Origin of the sequence: Comamonas sp. CMM02 (assembly GCF_014851485.1) — a bacterium.
In the GTDB taxonomy this organism is placed as follows: domain Bacteria; phylum Pseudomonadota; class Gammaproteobacteria; order Burkholderiales; family Burkholderiaceae_C; genus Comamonas; species Comamonas avium.
The window spans coordinates 1-13391 of record NZ_JACUZW010000002.1 but is presented as its reverse complement, the minus strand read 5'-3'; the positions used below and the strand labels follow the sequence as shown (position 1 = coordinate 13391).

The window sequence follows — 13391 nt, the reverse complement described above, 5'->3', positions numbered from 1 at the left end:
ACCGGAGACACCACCATGAGCACTGCACCCCAAGCTTTCATCTGCGACGCGATCCGTACCCCCTTTGGCCGCTACGGCGGCGCGCTGTCCAGCGTGCGTGCCGACGATCTGGGCGCACTGCCCATCAAGGCACTGATGGAACGCAACCCCGGTGTGGACTGGAGCGCAGTGGCTGACGTGCTGTACGGCTGCGCCAACCAGGCTGGTGAAGACAACCGCAACGTAGCGCGCATGTCCAGCCTGCTGGCGGGCCTGCCGATTGAAGTGCCCGGCGCCACCATCAACCGCCTGTGCGGCTCGGGGCTGGATGCCGTAGGCACTGCAGCGCGCGCCATCAAGTCGGGTGAAGCCCGCCTGATGATTGCCGGTGGCGTGGAATCCATGAGCCGCGCCCCCTTTGTCATGCCCAAGGCAGAGTCGGCGTTCAGCCGCAACAACGCGGTGTACGACACCACCATCGGCTGGCGCTTTGTGAACAAGCTGATGAAGGCGCAATACGGTGTGGACTCCATGCCCGAAACCGCCGAGAACGTGGCCGACGACTTCAAGATTGAACGTGCCGCGCAAGACCGCATGGCGCTGGCTTCGCAGCAAAAAGCCGCTGCCGCGATTGCGGCCGGTTATCTGGCCAAGGAAATCGTCAACGTCAGCATTGCCCAGAAAAAGGGCGACGCCATCATCGTCAGCCAGGACGAGCACCCCCGCGCCACCACGCTGGAAGCGCTGACCAAGCTCAAAGGCGTGGTACGCCCTGACGGCAGCGTCACCGCAGGCAATGCCTCCGGCGTGAACGACGGCGCTTGCGCCCTGCTGCTGGCCAACGAAGAAGCCGCCCAGCAATACAACCTGGTGCCCCGTGCACGCGTCGTGGGCATGGCCACTGCGGGCGTTGCCCCGCGCATCATGGGTTTTGGCCCAGCCCCCGCCGTGCGCAAGGTGCTGGCCCAGACCGGTCTGACGCTGGCCGACATGGATGTGATTGAGCTGAACGAAGCCTTCGCCGCGCAAGGCCTGGCCGTGCTGCGCGATCTGGGCATTGCCGATGACGACGCCCGCGTCAACCAGTGGGGCGGTGCCATTGCACTGGGCCACCCACTGGGCGCATCGGGTGCGCGCCTGGCAACCACGGCCGTCAACCAGCTGCACACGCTGGGCGGGCGCTACGCACTGTGCACCATGTGCATTGGCGTGGGCCAGGGCATTGCCGTGATTCTGGAAAAAGTTTAAAGACTGCAGCGAGCGTTTGACATGAGCACCACCACCCTGCACACCGCCACAGGCACATTCCGCATCGACCTGCAAGGCCCCGCCGACGCACCGGTTCTGGTGCTCTCCAACTCTCTGGGCACGACCCTGGAGATGTGGGACGCACAGGCCAGCGCCCTGTCTGCCAATTGGCGCGTGCTGCGCTACGACACCCGTGGCCACGGTGGCAGCGTGTGCAACCCCGGCCCCTACAGCTTTGCGCAGCTGGGTCAGGATGTACTGGCCATTTTGGATGCCCTGCACATTGAGCAGGCCCATTTTTGCGGCATCTCCATGGGTGGTCTCACCGGCCTGTGGCTGGGGGTGAATGCTCCTGCGCGCATGCGCAGCATCACGGTGGCCAACAGTGCTGCCAAGATTGGCGTGGAATCTGCGTGGCTGGAGCGCGCTGCCATGGTGCGTGCCCAAGGTACGGCGGCCATGCAGGCGCTGGCTGCATCTTCGCCCAGCCGCTGGTTCACTGAAACCTTTGCCGCTGCGCAGCCTGCCATGGTGCAAACCGCCCAAGGCTGGATTGCCGGCATCAGCCCCGAAGGCTATGCCAGTTGCTGCCAGGCGCTGGCCAAGGAAGACCTGCGCAGTGCCATCTCGGGCATCACGACCCCGGTCTTGCTGATTGCTGGCGAACACGACCCCGTCACCACGGTGGCCGACGCGCAGGCAATGCAAGCAGCCATTGCGGGCTCGGTACTGGCCACGGTGCCCGCCTCGCACCTGTCCAACCTGGAGGCCCCCGCGGCCTTCGAGCAGGCACTGACCGGATTCCTGAAACAGCACTGACCTTTTTGCACACGCCGGTCCACAACAAGACTCCAGCCACAGGCCAAGGAGCAGACCGGAGCATGGGAGAGACAAGCATGACTGCATCCAATCCACGCTGGCAACAGCGCCCTGAAGGCTCCACCTGGGGAGACTTTGGCGAGAACGACCAGCTGGGCCGCCTGAACCTGCTCACCCCTGAAAAGGTGCGTCAGGGTGTGGCACAGGTGCATGAAGGCCTGCGCTTTTCCCTGAGCCTGCCGCTGGACTATCCGGGTGGCAGTGCGCTCAACCCCAACCGCAAGCCCCCGGTGCTGCGCCCCCTGCAGCGTAAAGGGCTGGTCAATTTCAACTGCCTGCTTCAGACCCTGGAGCCCGGACGCACCGATGTGCTGTCAGATGACATGGCCATTTTGTCGCTGCAGTACTCCACGCAATGGGATGGTCTGGCCCACGTTGGCGCCCTGTTTGACGCCAATGGCGATGGCCTGCCCGAAGCGCTGTACTACAACGGCTTTGCCGCAGGCATCGACATCGTTGGCCCGGCTGACATCAAGGGCACCGGCATTCCCGAGCGTCTGGATGACTCGGCCAGCACCAGCTGCGCCAAGGCACTGGGTATTGAAGGCATGGCACGCAACGGCGTACAAGGGCGCGGCGTGATGCTGGACTTGCGTGCCCACTTCGGCGATGCCCGCACGCTGATCGGCTACGACGAGCTGCAGCGCGTGATCGACACCGACCGCGTTGAGATTGAAGCGGGCGACATTCTGTGCCTGCACACCGGCTTCGCCCAGCGCGTGCTGGAGATGCACAAGCAGCCTGACCCCGAAGTACTCAACAACAGCTGTGCCGTTCTGGATGGCCGTGACGACAGGCTGCTGCAGTGGATCACCGACAGCCAGATTGCCGCCATTGCCGCCGACAACTATGCCGTGGAGGCACACCCGGCAAAACCTGGCGCGGCGTGCTGCGCTGCCCTGCCTTTGCATGAGCACTGCCTGTTCAAGCTCGGCGTACACCTGGGCGAGCTGTGGCACCTGACGCCGCTGGCGCAATGGCTGCGCGAGCACCACCGCCATCACTTCTTGCTGACGGCTCCTCCGCTGCACCTGCCCGGCGCGGTGGCCTCACCGGTCACGCCCATCGCCACCGTCTAGTCCGCCCGCTGCTGCCCACTGCCCCTACTGCTGATACCACCATGCCCTACATCATCGAAACCTTTGACAAGCCCGAGCACCAGGCGGTGCGTCAGGCCCATCGCCCCGCGCATCTGGACTTTTTGACTGCCCACCAGCACCTGCTGCTGGCCTGCGGCGCCAAGCTCGATGACGACGGCAAGGACCTGGGTGGCGGCCTGTACGTGGTCGATCTCGACACCCGGCAAGCCGCGCAGGAATTTATCGAAGCCGACCCTTTCTTTCAGGCGGGGCTGTTTGCCAACGTCTCCATCACCCGCTGGCGCAAGGCCTATCTGGCCGGCGAATGCTGCCTCTGAACTCCTCACAAGACCGCACCATGACTTCTTCTACGCACACACCTGCCGTCTCTCGCCCCCGGGTTCTGATCACCGGTGGTGGCGCCGGCATCGGTGCCGCTGCTGCCCAGCGTTGCCGCGACGATGGCTATGAGCCCATCATCATCGACCGCGTGGTCGAGCACATTCCCGGCGCCATTCAGGCCGACCTGAGCGACATACAAGATACCGCCCGCGCGCTGAACGAAGCTTTGCGCGGTGGCCCCATCACGCGCCTGATCAACAACGTTGGCGTGGTCGTGCCCAACGACGCGGCATCGCAAACGCTGGCCGAGTTCGACTTGGCCATGTCCCTGAACCTGCGCTGCGCCCTGCAATGCATGCAGGCGCTGCTGCCCGGCATGCAGGCTGCAGGCTTTGGACGCATCGTGAACATGTCCTCGCGCGCCGCGCTGGGCAAAGACCTGCGTACTGCCTATGCCGCCAGCAAGGCGGGGCTGATCGGCATGACCCGCGTGTGGGCGCTGGAGCTGGGCCAATACGGCATTACGGCCAATGCCATTGGCCCGGGCCCCATCCGCACCGCCTTGTTCGACAAGGCCAACCCGCCTGATGCACCGCGCACGCAAAAAATCATTCAGTCAGTGCCCGTCAAGCGCGTGGGCACTCCCGAAGACGTGGCCCATGCCGTGTCTTACATGCTGGACGAGCGCAGCGGTTTCGTCACCGGTCAGGTGCTGTACGTCTGCGGTGGCATGACCGTGGGTGTCGCCAGCGTCTAAGTTTTCTCACCGTTATCGCAGGCCCGCCTGGTGTGGGCCTGCGCTAGCACTCTCTGACAAACATCTCACACAACAAGGCCCAACGCCATGTCAAAAATCACCGCGTTCTTCACGGAGCTGATGCGCAAGTATCTGCCCGACCCGTTCGTCTTCGCGATCATGCTCACCCTGCTGACCATGGTGCTGGCCTTTGCCGTGGAAAGCCGCCCCGTGAATCTGGTGGTGCAGGACTGGGGCAAGGGTTTTTGGAGCTTGCTGGGCTTTACCACCCAGATGGCTGTCATCTTGGTGATGGGCTATGTGCTGGCTGCAGCACCTATCGTCAATCGCTTCATGGACAAGATTGCCAGCCATGTGCACACGCCACGCCAGGCCATCATCGTGGCCACCATCGTGGGCTGCGTGGGCAGCTACCTGAACTGGGGCTTTGGCCTGGTCATTGGCGGCATCATGGCGCGCAAGCTGGCGCTCAAAGTCAAGGGCGTGCACTACCCGCTGATCATTGCCTCGGCCTACACCGGCTTCACGATGTACAGCCTGGGTTTTTCCGCCACCATTCCGGTGCTGATCTCCACCAAAGGCCATTCCTTTGAAGGCACCATGGGGCTGATTCCCCTGACAGAAACCATCTTCTCGCTGCCCATCTTGCTGACCAGCCTGGCCGTGTTGATTGCTCTGCCTTTGCTCAATGCAGCCATGCACCCCAAGCAAGGTGAAAAAGTGGTGGAACTGGACCCCGTCACCGCCGCACAAGACAGCAAGCCTGCCGCTGGTGCCGGCGATCTGCTGGGTGATGAAAAGACCCTGGCCTCGCGCCTGAACAACAGCCGCGCGCTCAGCCTGCTGATTGGCCTGTGCGGCATGGGCTACGTGGGCCTGCACTTTTACAACGGCGGCAACCTTGATCTGAACATGATCAACTTCTTCATCCTGTTCCTGGGTGTGCTGTTGCTCAAGACCCCCATGCAGTACGTGGAAAAAGTCAACGAAGGCGTCAGAACCATCGGCGGCATCATCCTGCAGTTCCCGTTTTATGCCGGCATCATGGCCATCATGCATGGCTCGGGTCTGGTGGAATCGATTGCCCACGTCTTCGTCAGCATCTCCAGCGCAGACACCCTGCCGCTGTGGGGCCTGATCAGCTCTTTCGTCATCAACTTCTTTGCCCCTTCGGGTGGCGGCCACTGGGTGCTGCAAGGCCCCTTCATGATCGATGCGGCAACCACACTGGGCGCATCGCAGGCACAGACCGCCATGTCCGTCATGCTGGGCAACGGCTGGAACGATCTGGTGCAGCCCTTCTGGATCTTGCCCGCTCTGGCGCTGTCCAAGCTCAAGCTCAAAGACATCATGGGCTACACCGTGGTCTCCATGATGCTGGTGGGCGCCATCTATGCGGCCACCATGATCATCTGGCCGCACCTGTAAAGCCCGGCCCGACCTCACACCCTATCTTTCTCACGCAGGAGTAATACACATGTTGTTCATGGTTGAAATGATCGTTCAGATTCCCCAGTCGCTGGACGCCGATCTGGTTGCCAAAATCAAGCTGGAAGAAAAAGAATATTCACAAAAGCTGCAGCGCGAAGGCAAGTGGCGCCACCTGTGGCGTGTGGTGGGCGAATACGCCAACGTCAGCATTTTTGACGCCGCCAGCAACGATGAGCTGCACACCATGCTCAGCAGCCTGCCCCTGTTTCCGTACATGCAGATCAAGGTCACGCCGCTGGCCAACCACCCTTCCTCCATCGTGCAGGAATAACAGCACACGCTCACAGGCTGGGTGCTTGCGCCCAGACCTTTTTCTCTCAGGATGACCGGGCCACGCATGCCCGCTCACCACACCTGCCCGGACTATCAAGCGCACACGCACTGCCGTGTGCACGGCAGGTGCTTTCGCTTAATGGCATCTGTTTTTAGGAGACTCTGATGTTGGATTTCACCCGCAATTTTTCACGCCGCAATGGTTTGAAGGCGCTGGCCGCCGCTGCCTTGGCCGTCACAGGCATTGCCCCTGCCGCTGCCCAGACCTTCCCCAACAAACCCATCAACATCATTGTTCCCTTCTCGGCAGGTGGCACTACAGACATTCTGGCCCGCATCGTCGGGCAGGCGCTGGGTACCGAACTGGGCCAAAGCGTCATCATTGACAACCGTCCTGGTGCAGGTGGCAACATCGGCGGCCAGGCCGCAGCGCGCGCGCCCGCGGATGGCTACACCTTGTTCATGGGCACCGTTGGCACACACGCCATCAACGCGGCCCTGTACAAGAAAATGCCCTTTGACCCGATCAAAGACTTCGCGCCTCTGAGCCGCGTGGCCAACGTGCCCAACTTGCTGGTTGCACACCCCAGCCAGCCGTACAAAACCGTACAAGAGCTGATCACTTACGCCAAAGCCAACCCTGGCATGGTCAACTTTGGCTCCTCGGGCAGCGGCAGCTCCATCCACCTGTCTGGCGAGCTGTTCAAGTCCATGGCCAAGGTGGACATGGTGCACGTTCCCTACAAAGGCAGCGCACCCGCTGTGACCGATTTGCTGGGCAACCAGATTGGCATCATGTTTGACAACATGCCTTCGGCCATTCAGCACGTGCGCTCTGGCAAGCTGCGCCCTATTGCAGTGACCACCGCCAAGCGCTCGCCCGAGCTGCCTAACGTGCCCACCATTGCAGAAGCGGGCGTGCCCGGTTACGAAGCCACCTCATGGTTTGGCCTGTGGGCTCCTGCTGGCACCCCAGCCCCCGTGCTGAGCAAGCTGCATGCATCGCTGGCCAAGGTGCTCAAGGACCCCGCCGTGATCAAGAAGATTGGCGACCAGGGTGGCGAAGTGGTGATCGACACCCCTGCCGAATTCGATGCCTTCATCAAGGCTGAAGCCGTCAAGTGGGGCAAGGTTGTCAAAGAGTCTGGCGCAGAGATTTAAGCGCCCGTCCAGCAGTTAACGCTGCTGTCGTTATCTCTCCTGTTTAATACGCCGATGCGCTGAATGCGATCGGCGTTTTTTTATGAACATACCCATAATTTATAGCTATCAGCGCTTATCCACACTTGTTTTCAGATATAAAAGTATTTGAAAACAAGCATACATAAGCGTTGACAGCTATATTTTTCACTTCTTTCACTGCCCGTCAGAGATTCACTCAAAAGGCTGGCGGGGCTGGCAAGCTCGCGCCCTTGATGCGCAGCCACGATGCCGCCTCGGGGGCCACGGCATCGGTGATGTACACCTGCGCAGCTTGCGCCTGGGCTGTGCTGATCATGGCCTCCATCAAATGGCGCACGCCCGTGTTGTGCAACGACTGCTCGGCAAAAAAGCCACCCAGCTTCACATAGCGCAAAGGCAAGCTGGGCAATTGCAGCAAAGCCTTGGGGGCCTGATCCAGCCTGCGCAGCCCCACCCCGACATGCACCTGCGCAGTGGCCGCGCAAAACTCGGCAACGCGCGCAGGCATGACCTCCAGCGCATGGGCATCCAGCTCCAGCACCAGTTGCTCCACTGCCGTACCCAGCATCTGGATCTGCGGCGAGTGCAGCAAAGCTTGCATGCGCGGCACAAAATCGTCCTGCTCCAAAGAAGGCACTGACACCCGCACAATCAGCACCTGCCCAGCATGCTGGGCCAGCCACTGCAAGCCCAGCGAGACGGCCTGCAAATCGTAATCGCCCGACATTCCCAGACGCACGACCGCTGGCAAAAACAGCGGTCCGCCCAGCACACGGCCATCGTCCTCGTGCAGCTCCAGCGAGGCTTCGTGTCGTACATCAGTGCCTATCAGCGAGGCACTGGTAAAGGCTTGCACTGCAATCTGCAACTGCTTTGGGGCCTGCAAGGCCTTGCCCAGCAGTTGCTGCCAGCGGCCCTCGCCTGCAATCACCGCGCCAGGGTAGGGTGCCTGCTCGGCATATTCCACATCGCCATGGCCTGCACTTTCAGCCTGCATCACGCCCTGATCCAGGCGCGATAGCACATCGGTCACGCTGTCTGCTGCGGTGTAGGCCGTCAGCGCAAACGCGCCGCGCGACCATTGGGTATCGTTCAAAGCCATGCTTTGCGACTGCAGCAAATGGCGCAGCTTTTGCACCATGTGCATGCCTTCAGGCCCCAGATTTCCAGGCAGCAGCACCGCAAAATCACTGCCATTCAGGCGTGCCAGCTGCGCAGGCACTTGTGCGTTGTCAGCCAGTAATTTCCGCACCTGCTGCCACACGCTGCTCAGCCAGGCATCCACCTGCTCGCGAGAATGGCTGCTGTTCATTGCCTGCAGGTCGCGCTGGCGCATGATCAGCACGTGCCCTTGTGCATCCACGCTGGTCTGCAGCGCTTTTTGCAGCTCATTGACGAAGTATTTACGGTTGGGCAACTGCGTGACGGGGTCGCTGTTGGTCTCCAGCTCCAGACTTTCAATGCGCTGTGTCTGCGCATTGGAAGCCTGGGTGACACGCACGCGTGCATCTTCAATGGCGTGAGACACTGAGGCCAGCTCGGCCACCCGCGAAGCACCTACCTTTGCATCCTGGGACTGGCTGGTGCCAATGCTCTGCACCTGCGCCTCCACTTCGTCATGCAATACGCGCCGGAACCAGCGCAGCAACATGCCCACAAAGCACGCCCACACCGCGCCAGCCACCACAATCAGCGCTGTCATCTTGCTGCTGCTTGACCACAAATCGTCCATCGCAAAACGGTTGTCCACCGCCACACTCAGCGTGCCCACTTGCCGCCAGCCATCACTGATGGAACGCTCAGCCACAGGCTTGGGCAAAGGCAGCAAACGCGCAAACCACTCTGGTGCGCGGCCTGCTACATCCAGTGTTTTTTTCTCACGCTCAAACAGTGTTTTTTCATCAGGCCCTAGCAACCGAATGGCGGAAAACTGTCCCGTATCAAACAAGGCAGCCATCAGCAACTCCCGCGTGACCGGGTCTTGGGCCGCAGGCTGAGACAGCGACAAAGCCAGCGAAGAGGCAGCGTTCTCGCTCTGATTTTGCAATTGCTCCGACAGGTAGCTGCGCGCGCCACCAATGCTGAAAGCCAGTGTGCCCAGCAAAATACCGACCACCGCCACTGACACACTCAGTAAAAGCTGTTTGAGTAACGACATGGCTTAGTGCCTTTCAGAAAATACGCCGGCGCCGTACATCGTGCATGAACATGCAGCTCGATTGCACGGCCACTTTGGAGTTGTGGATTGCTTTTTCATAATGCATCCGACCCTTCTTTTCGCATTTTTTGCAGCAAATCTTGCCAGCGATTGATACGGTCTGAGGGGGCAGAACGCTCCCCCCGAACATAGATACCCTGCGTATTGAAGCTGAACACAGGGCTTAAATCTGTGCGCTGGCTGGCCAGCTGAATGCTGCTGACCAGGTTGTCCAGCACCTGCGGATCAGCCTGCGGGGTGGCATAAAAGCCCAGAACCATGTGCGCAATGCTTTGCGTGCTGCCCATTCCGCCGATACGTGCACGCACATAAATCAGCCGCATCTGCTGAGGAGGTACCCCCAGATGCGTCAGTGAAAAGAACTTGCCAATCACAAAGTCTTCACAGTCCCCGGCCCCCTTGCCAAGGCTCTCTAAAGGCGTGGCCCAGTAATCGGCCTCTTTCCAAATCAGCATGTCTTCGGATGCCATCAATTGCTGATTCCAGAAATCATTGACTGCCTGCACTTGCTGCGCAACAGAAAGCCCCGACTGTGCTTTAAGCATATCCAGCCACGCCTGCAGCCTGCGCAGCCCCGCCTCGCCATAGCGCGTGCGCATTTCACGGTGCATCAAAGACTCATCCCAGGCTCGCGCGCCCCGCAATGACCAGCAGCCCGCCATCGCCGCTGCACATGCAAGCAGCGACCTGCGGCGCAGGCTATTGATATTGCTGGGAGAACACTCAGGCACCATGGGACCTCTTATTTCACGTAGCCGCCATTGTGCATGGCCCGATTGCTCATGAAAAAAGGGCGCCTGCCAAAGCATGCGCCCTGGATGGTCAGGAGCGCTCTGGCGCTCCTGACGGTCTGCCTCACCTCATTGATGCACATCCAGCTGACCTTGGGCAATCAAGCGGTTGATGCTCTGGTCCATGGTGTCATTGGCTCCTCCAATCAGCGGTCCGGTCAACTGTGGTCAAGCTTGAGCTTGCCTTGGTCAATCAGATTTTTGATCATGGTGTTCTGGTCATGGCTGCTACCCGTCAAGTCCACACCTTCCACCACAATCTGCTGGTTGTAGCCACTGCCGTCTGCAGCCAGGCCGCCAGAAGTCGAGACCTTGATCACGGTATTCACTGTGCCTCCTGTGCCAGCCTGTGTCTCAAGGTGCAAGAACTTGCTCAAGTCACTGGTGTGCTCTTCGCCTTGCAGCAAATCACCCAGCACCAGCTTGTCGCTGCCGGCAGTGCCAAAGCCCTTCACCACATCAACCGGTGCACTCTGTGTCCCCGATTTCCAAGTGAAAAGATCATCACTGCCAGTGCCCACCAGAGTGTCCAGACCAGTCGAGGCAAGAATTTCATGCCCGGCCAATGGTGTCGGAACCACAGGTGTCTCTGTTACAACTCCAGCCAATACCCCTGGCCCGCTGGCATTCACCGTAATGGTCAAATTGGCTGTCGCCGTATCACCATCGGCCTGCGTCAAGTGGTACTCAAAAACATCCTGCTGTGTCGCATGGTAGGGGGCTCCGCTGGCTGTCGTATAGGTATAGCTGCCGTCGGCATTGAGGTGCAACGTACCGTAGGTGCCAACCACATCCACCCCCGCCACACCCACTTTTGTACTGCCCACATACAAGCTCGCACCTTCAGAACCCTGCGAGTCATTGTTCAGCACATTGCCGCTAACGCTTGAAGTGGACCATTGCGGCTCATATGTCACGGGATGAATGACTTGGAAGTCATCTACCGAAACACTGGCCTTGTTGCTATTGGCATTCCCACTGCCATCCGTCACATTCAGATAAATCCGATACTGGCCGGCTGCATCCAACATTTTGGTCTCAATATACTGAGAACTAGAAGTGATGCTGCCAGAGGTGCCTGCACCCGTTAGCGCCACCCAGGTTGCACCCACCTTCTGGTACAGCGCCCATTGCGCCGTATCGTTACCAGTACTCCAATTACCGCGCGCTTCCACCTGGAACGACAGCTTTTCGCCTCCAGCACTACTGGCTGTGTAGATTGGCGTAAACACCTCTCCAGCTCCAGTGCTGCTGCCGTTGTTATCCGTCACGGTCAATCGGCCATCAGCACCATTGGACGACGAAACCGTCGTATTTGCAGAGCGTAGCCATGCGTCTGCCCCCCCAGCTGCAGTTGCTAGACTAGTGAAACTGGCCTGCGTTGCAGAGCTGAAAGACCAGTCCCCATTGTCGTTAGTGTTGAAGTTTGCCTGCGATGTATTGGGCACAGTCACCGGCACCATCGTCGAGCTTGTAGAGACCGATGCACTATCGTCTACTGATGACACCTCGCTGCGATCCGTCAGGGTGAACACCAGATTGGCAGGGTTAGATACCGAGCCGTCCACATCCTTCAGGGTATAGGTGAGTGCAGCAGACAGTGCTGCATTCACATCCGTCGTGTTGTTTGCAGTAAAGGTGTATGTGCCATCCCCTTTGACAACCACCTTGCCAACCGCTCCCAGATCAAAGGTGAATGTATCGCTTGCACTGGTGAAAGTATGGGTTTGCGCACCAAAGGTCACCACACTCACAACAGCACTGCCCCATCCATCTCCTGATGTATTACCTCCTTCGGTCTTCAGGTCCCCCGTCACTACAGCACCAGGAGACACCACTGTCTGCAAAAGCGCATCTTTAAGTGCCGTCACATCGCTGAGGATGACGTGATCATCTTGGGCTGCCGTGGTGTGTGTGCCCTGTACTTCGCCAGCCTTCCAGGCGATTGGTTCAAGGTTGTTGGCATTTGTAGATGTAAGGCCACCAAAACCGATGGCATATGCATCGCTAAAGTTTTTGGAACCAAGCCAAGTAATCCATTGGGATTCTTTAGCCGTTCCAACAGCGCCGTTCGCAGGCTCTCCATCGGACATGAAAACAGAGACATTCTTCCCTGCACCGCCAGGGAAAGTTCCAGCAGCATTTACATAATTCATGACACTTGTCAGTGCGCCATCATAGTTAGTACCGCCAACTGCATTCAGTGCATTCACAGCCAAAATGGCTTGCTGCAACTGTGCTGCGGTGTACCACTGCCCGCCGTTCAAAGCACTATTGTCTGTGGCATACCCACTGGATGAGAATGTAGTAATGAATACGGCATTCACACTGCCAGAATTGAGAAGCTCTGCAACGGCCTCTTTGACCAAGTCAAGCCGAGTTTTACCAGCAACCCCAGAGTCAAAATTCATACTGCCGGAAAGATCGATCGTGAGCACCACATTGCTCTTAGTCTCAGTACGGCTGCTTTCCAGTGCAGAGTGGTCGATGTCATTGACTACAGGCTTTTGATCGACGTTATTCACCGTAATGCTTAGCTGTGCGGTGGTCGTGTCGCCATCACCGTCTTTAACGGTATATGTAAACACATCTTGTTTATCAGACGTGACCGCTGCTGTTGCCTGATAGGTGTAGCTGCCATCTTTGCCCAAAGTCAGCTGACCGTACTGCCCCTGAATCACATATGCACCGCTTCCGTTGGCAGTTGTTACGGAGCCCGAGGTCACGTTATTCACACCCACCACCCCGCCTGCGGTGTCCCAGCCATCTGCACCCGGCTTATCGTTGAAAAGCACACCACCGGCCGCACCCACAGTCAGGGTTGCTCCCTCTGCAACACTGCCAACATCACTTAGTGCCACAGGGATATCGTCCGAGACAGTCACATTGACGGTGCCCTGCGCCGTATCTCCATCGGTGTCGGTGGCCACCACCTTGACCGAACCCAGTGCCGCCAGGTCATCGCCCAGCGCTGTGTGCCCGGTGTAGTTGCTGTTGAGCGTGGCCTTGACGGTGGCGGTGGTGTTGCCTGCATTGGCCGTCAGATCCAGCGTCACGACGGTCGTCGCACCGATCTTGCCGACGATCTGCGTGTCCGAGACACGGCTCCAGACCAGGCCTGCGCTCGTCGACAGAGTGCTCAGGTCCGTACC

The 13391-nt window shown here is 59.4% G+C and carries 11 protein-coding genes; 8 read left to right on the top strand and 3 right to left on the bottom strand.

Going from position 1 to position 13391, the window contains the following annotated elements; all coding sequences use genetic code 11:
* Window positions 1-15: 15 nt before the first annotated feature.
* The 8 genes from pcaF (at window position 16) to IB213_RS05130 (ending at window position 7209) form a co-directional block, all read left to right on the top strand.
* On the top strand, window positions 16-1227 hold the full coding sequence (gene pcaF, locus IB213_RS05165) for a 3-oxoadipyl-CoA thiolase (protein ID WP_191724190.1): 1212 nt from the start codon (window positions 16-18) through the stop codon (window positions 1225-1227).
* A 21-nt stretch (window positions 1228-1248) separates the two neighbouring features.
* On the top strand, window positions 1249-2046 hold the full coding sequence (gene pcaD / locus IB213_RS05160; RefSeq protein WP_192405651.1) for a 3-oxoadipate enol-lactonase: 798 nt from the start codon (window positions 1249-1251) through the stop codon (window positions 2044-2046).
* Between the two features lie 77 nt (window positions 2047-2123).
* Entirely contained in the window at window positions 2124-3185 is a 1062-nt protein-coding gene (locus IB213_RS05155) for a cyclase family protein (RefSeq protein ID WP_191724192.1), read from the top strand.
* 41 nt (window positions 3186-3226) lie between these two features.
* Window positions 3227-3523 (top strand): YciI family protein, encoded by a 297-nt coding sequence (locus tag IB213_RS05150; protein WP_192405650.1) that lies wholly within the window; start codon window positions 3227-3229, stop codon window positions 3521-3523.
* Window positions 3524-3543: 20 nt separating this feature from the next.
* Complete coding sequence (locus IB213_RS05145; protein WP_192405649.1) at window positions 3544-4284, top strand: SDR family oxidoreductase; 741 nt, start codon at window positions 3544-3546, stop codon at window positions 4282-4284.
* A gap of 87 nt (window positions 4285-4371) precedes the next feature.
* Window positions 4372-5712 (top strand): short-chain fatty acid transporter, encoded by a 1341-nt coding sequence (locus tag IB213_RS05140; protein ID WP_191724195.1) that lies wholly within the window; start codon window positions 4372-4374, stop codon window positions 5710-5712.
* Between the two features lie 49 nt (window positions 5713-5761).
* Entirely contained in the window at window positions 5762-6046 is a 285-nt protein-coding gene (gene catC / locus IB213_RS05135; protein WP_191724196.1) for a muconolactone Delta-isomerase, read from the top strand.
* A gap of 167 nt (window positions 6047-6213) precedes the next feature.
* Window positions 6214-7209, top strand: coding sequence for a tripartite tricarboxylate transporter substrate binding protein (locus IB213_RS05130; RefSeq protein ID WP_191724197.1), 996 nt, complete (start codon window positions 6214-6216; stop codon window positions 7207-7209).
* Between the two features lie 217 nt (window positions 7210-7426).
* Here the strand turns inward: IB213_RS05130 and IB213_RS05125 are convergent, their stop codons facing one another.
* From IB213_RS05125 to IB213_RS05115, 3 genes are all read right to left on the bottom strand, one after another.
* Window positions 7427-9388: a LapD/MoxY N-terminal periplasmic domain-containing protein gene (locus IB213_RS05125; RefSeq protein ID WP_192405648.1), complete on the bottom strand. Its 1962-nt coding sequence runs from the start codon at window positions 9386-9388 to the stop codon at window positions 7427-7429.
* A gap of 95 nt (window positions 9389-9483) precedes the next feature.
* Window positions 9484-10182 (bottom strand): transglutaminase-like cysteine peptidase, encoded by a 699-nt coding sequence (locus IB213_RS05120; RefSeq protein ID WP_370551174.1) that lies wholly within the window; start codon window positions 10180-10182, stop codon window positions 9484-9486.
* A 215-nt stretch (window positions 10183-10397) separates the two neighbouring features.
* Window positions 10398-13391, bottom strand: a 2994-nt coding sequence (locus IB213_RS05115; RefSeq protein ID WP_192405647.1) for a type I secretion C-terminal target domain-containing protein, incomplete at its 5' end; no start/stop codon positions are given.

What these genes read in the sequence shown, in the direction of transcription:
- IB213_RS05140 (WP_191724195.1), top strand. Translation starts at nt 4,372, where the DNA reads ATGTCAAAAATCACCGCGTTCTTCACGGAGCTGATGCGCAAGTATCTG.
- IB213_RS05125 (WP_192405648.1), bottom strand. Translation starts at nt 9,388, where the DNA reads ATGTCGTTACTCAAACAGCTTTTACTGAGTGTGTCAGTGGCGGTGGTC.
- IB213_RS05150 (WP_192405650.1), top strand. Translation starts at nt 3,227, where the DNA reads ATGCCCTACATCATCGAAACCTTTGACAAGCCCGAGCACCAGGCGGTG.
- IB213_RS05145 (WP_192405649.1), top strand. Translation starts at nt 3,544, where the DNA reads ATGACTTCTTCTACGCACACACCTGCCGTCTCTCGCCCCCGGGTTCTG.
- IB213_RS05130 (WP_191724197.1), top strand. Translation starts at nt 6,214, where the DNA reads ATGTTGGATTTCACCCGCAATTTTTCACGCCGCAATGGTTTGAAGGCG.
- pcaD (WP_192405651.1), top strand. Translation starts at nt 1,249, where the DNA reads ATGAGCACCACCACCCTGCACACCGCCACAGGCACATTCCGCATCGAC.
- IB213_RS05155 (WP_191724192.1), top strand. Translation starts at nt 2,124, where the DNA reads ATGACTGCATCCAATCCACGCTGGCAACAGCGCCCTGAAGGCTCCACC.
- pcaF (WP_191724190.1), top strand. Translation starts at nt 16, where the DNA reads ATGAGCACTGCACCCCAAGCTTTCATCTGCGACGCGATCCGTACCCCC.
- IB213_RS05120 (WP_370551174.1), bottom strand. Translation starts at nt 10,182, where the DNA reads ATGGTGCCTGAGTGTTCTCCCAGCAATATCAATAGCCTGCGCCGCAGG.
- catC (WP_191724196.1), top strand. Translation starts at nt 5,762, where the DNA reads ATGTTGTTCATGGTTGAAATGATCGTTCAGATTCCCCAGTCGCTGGAC.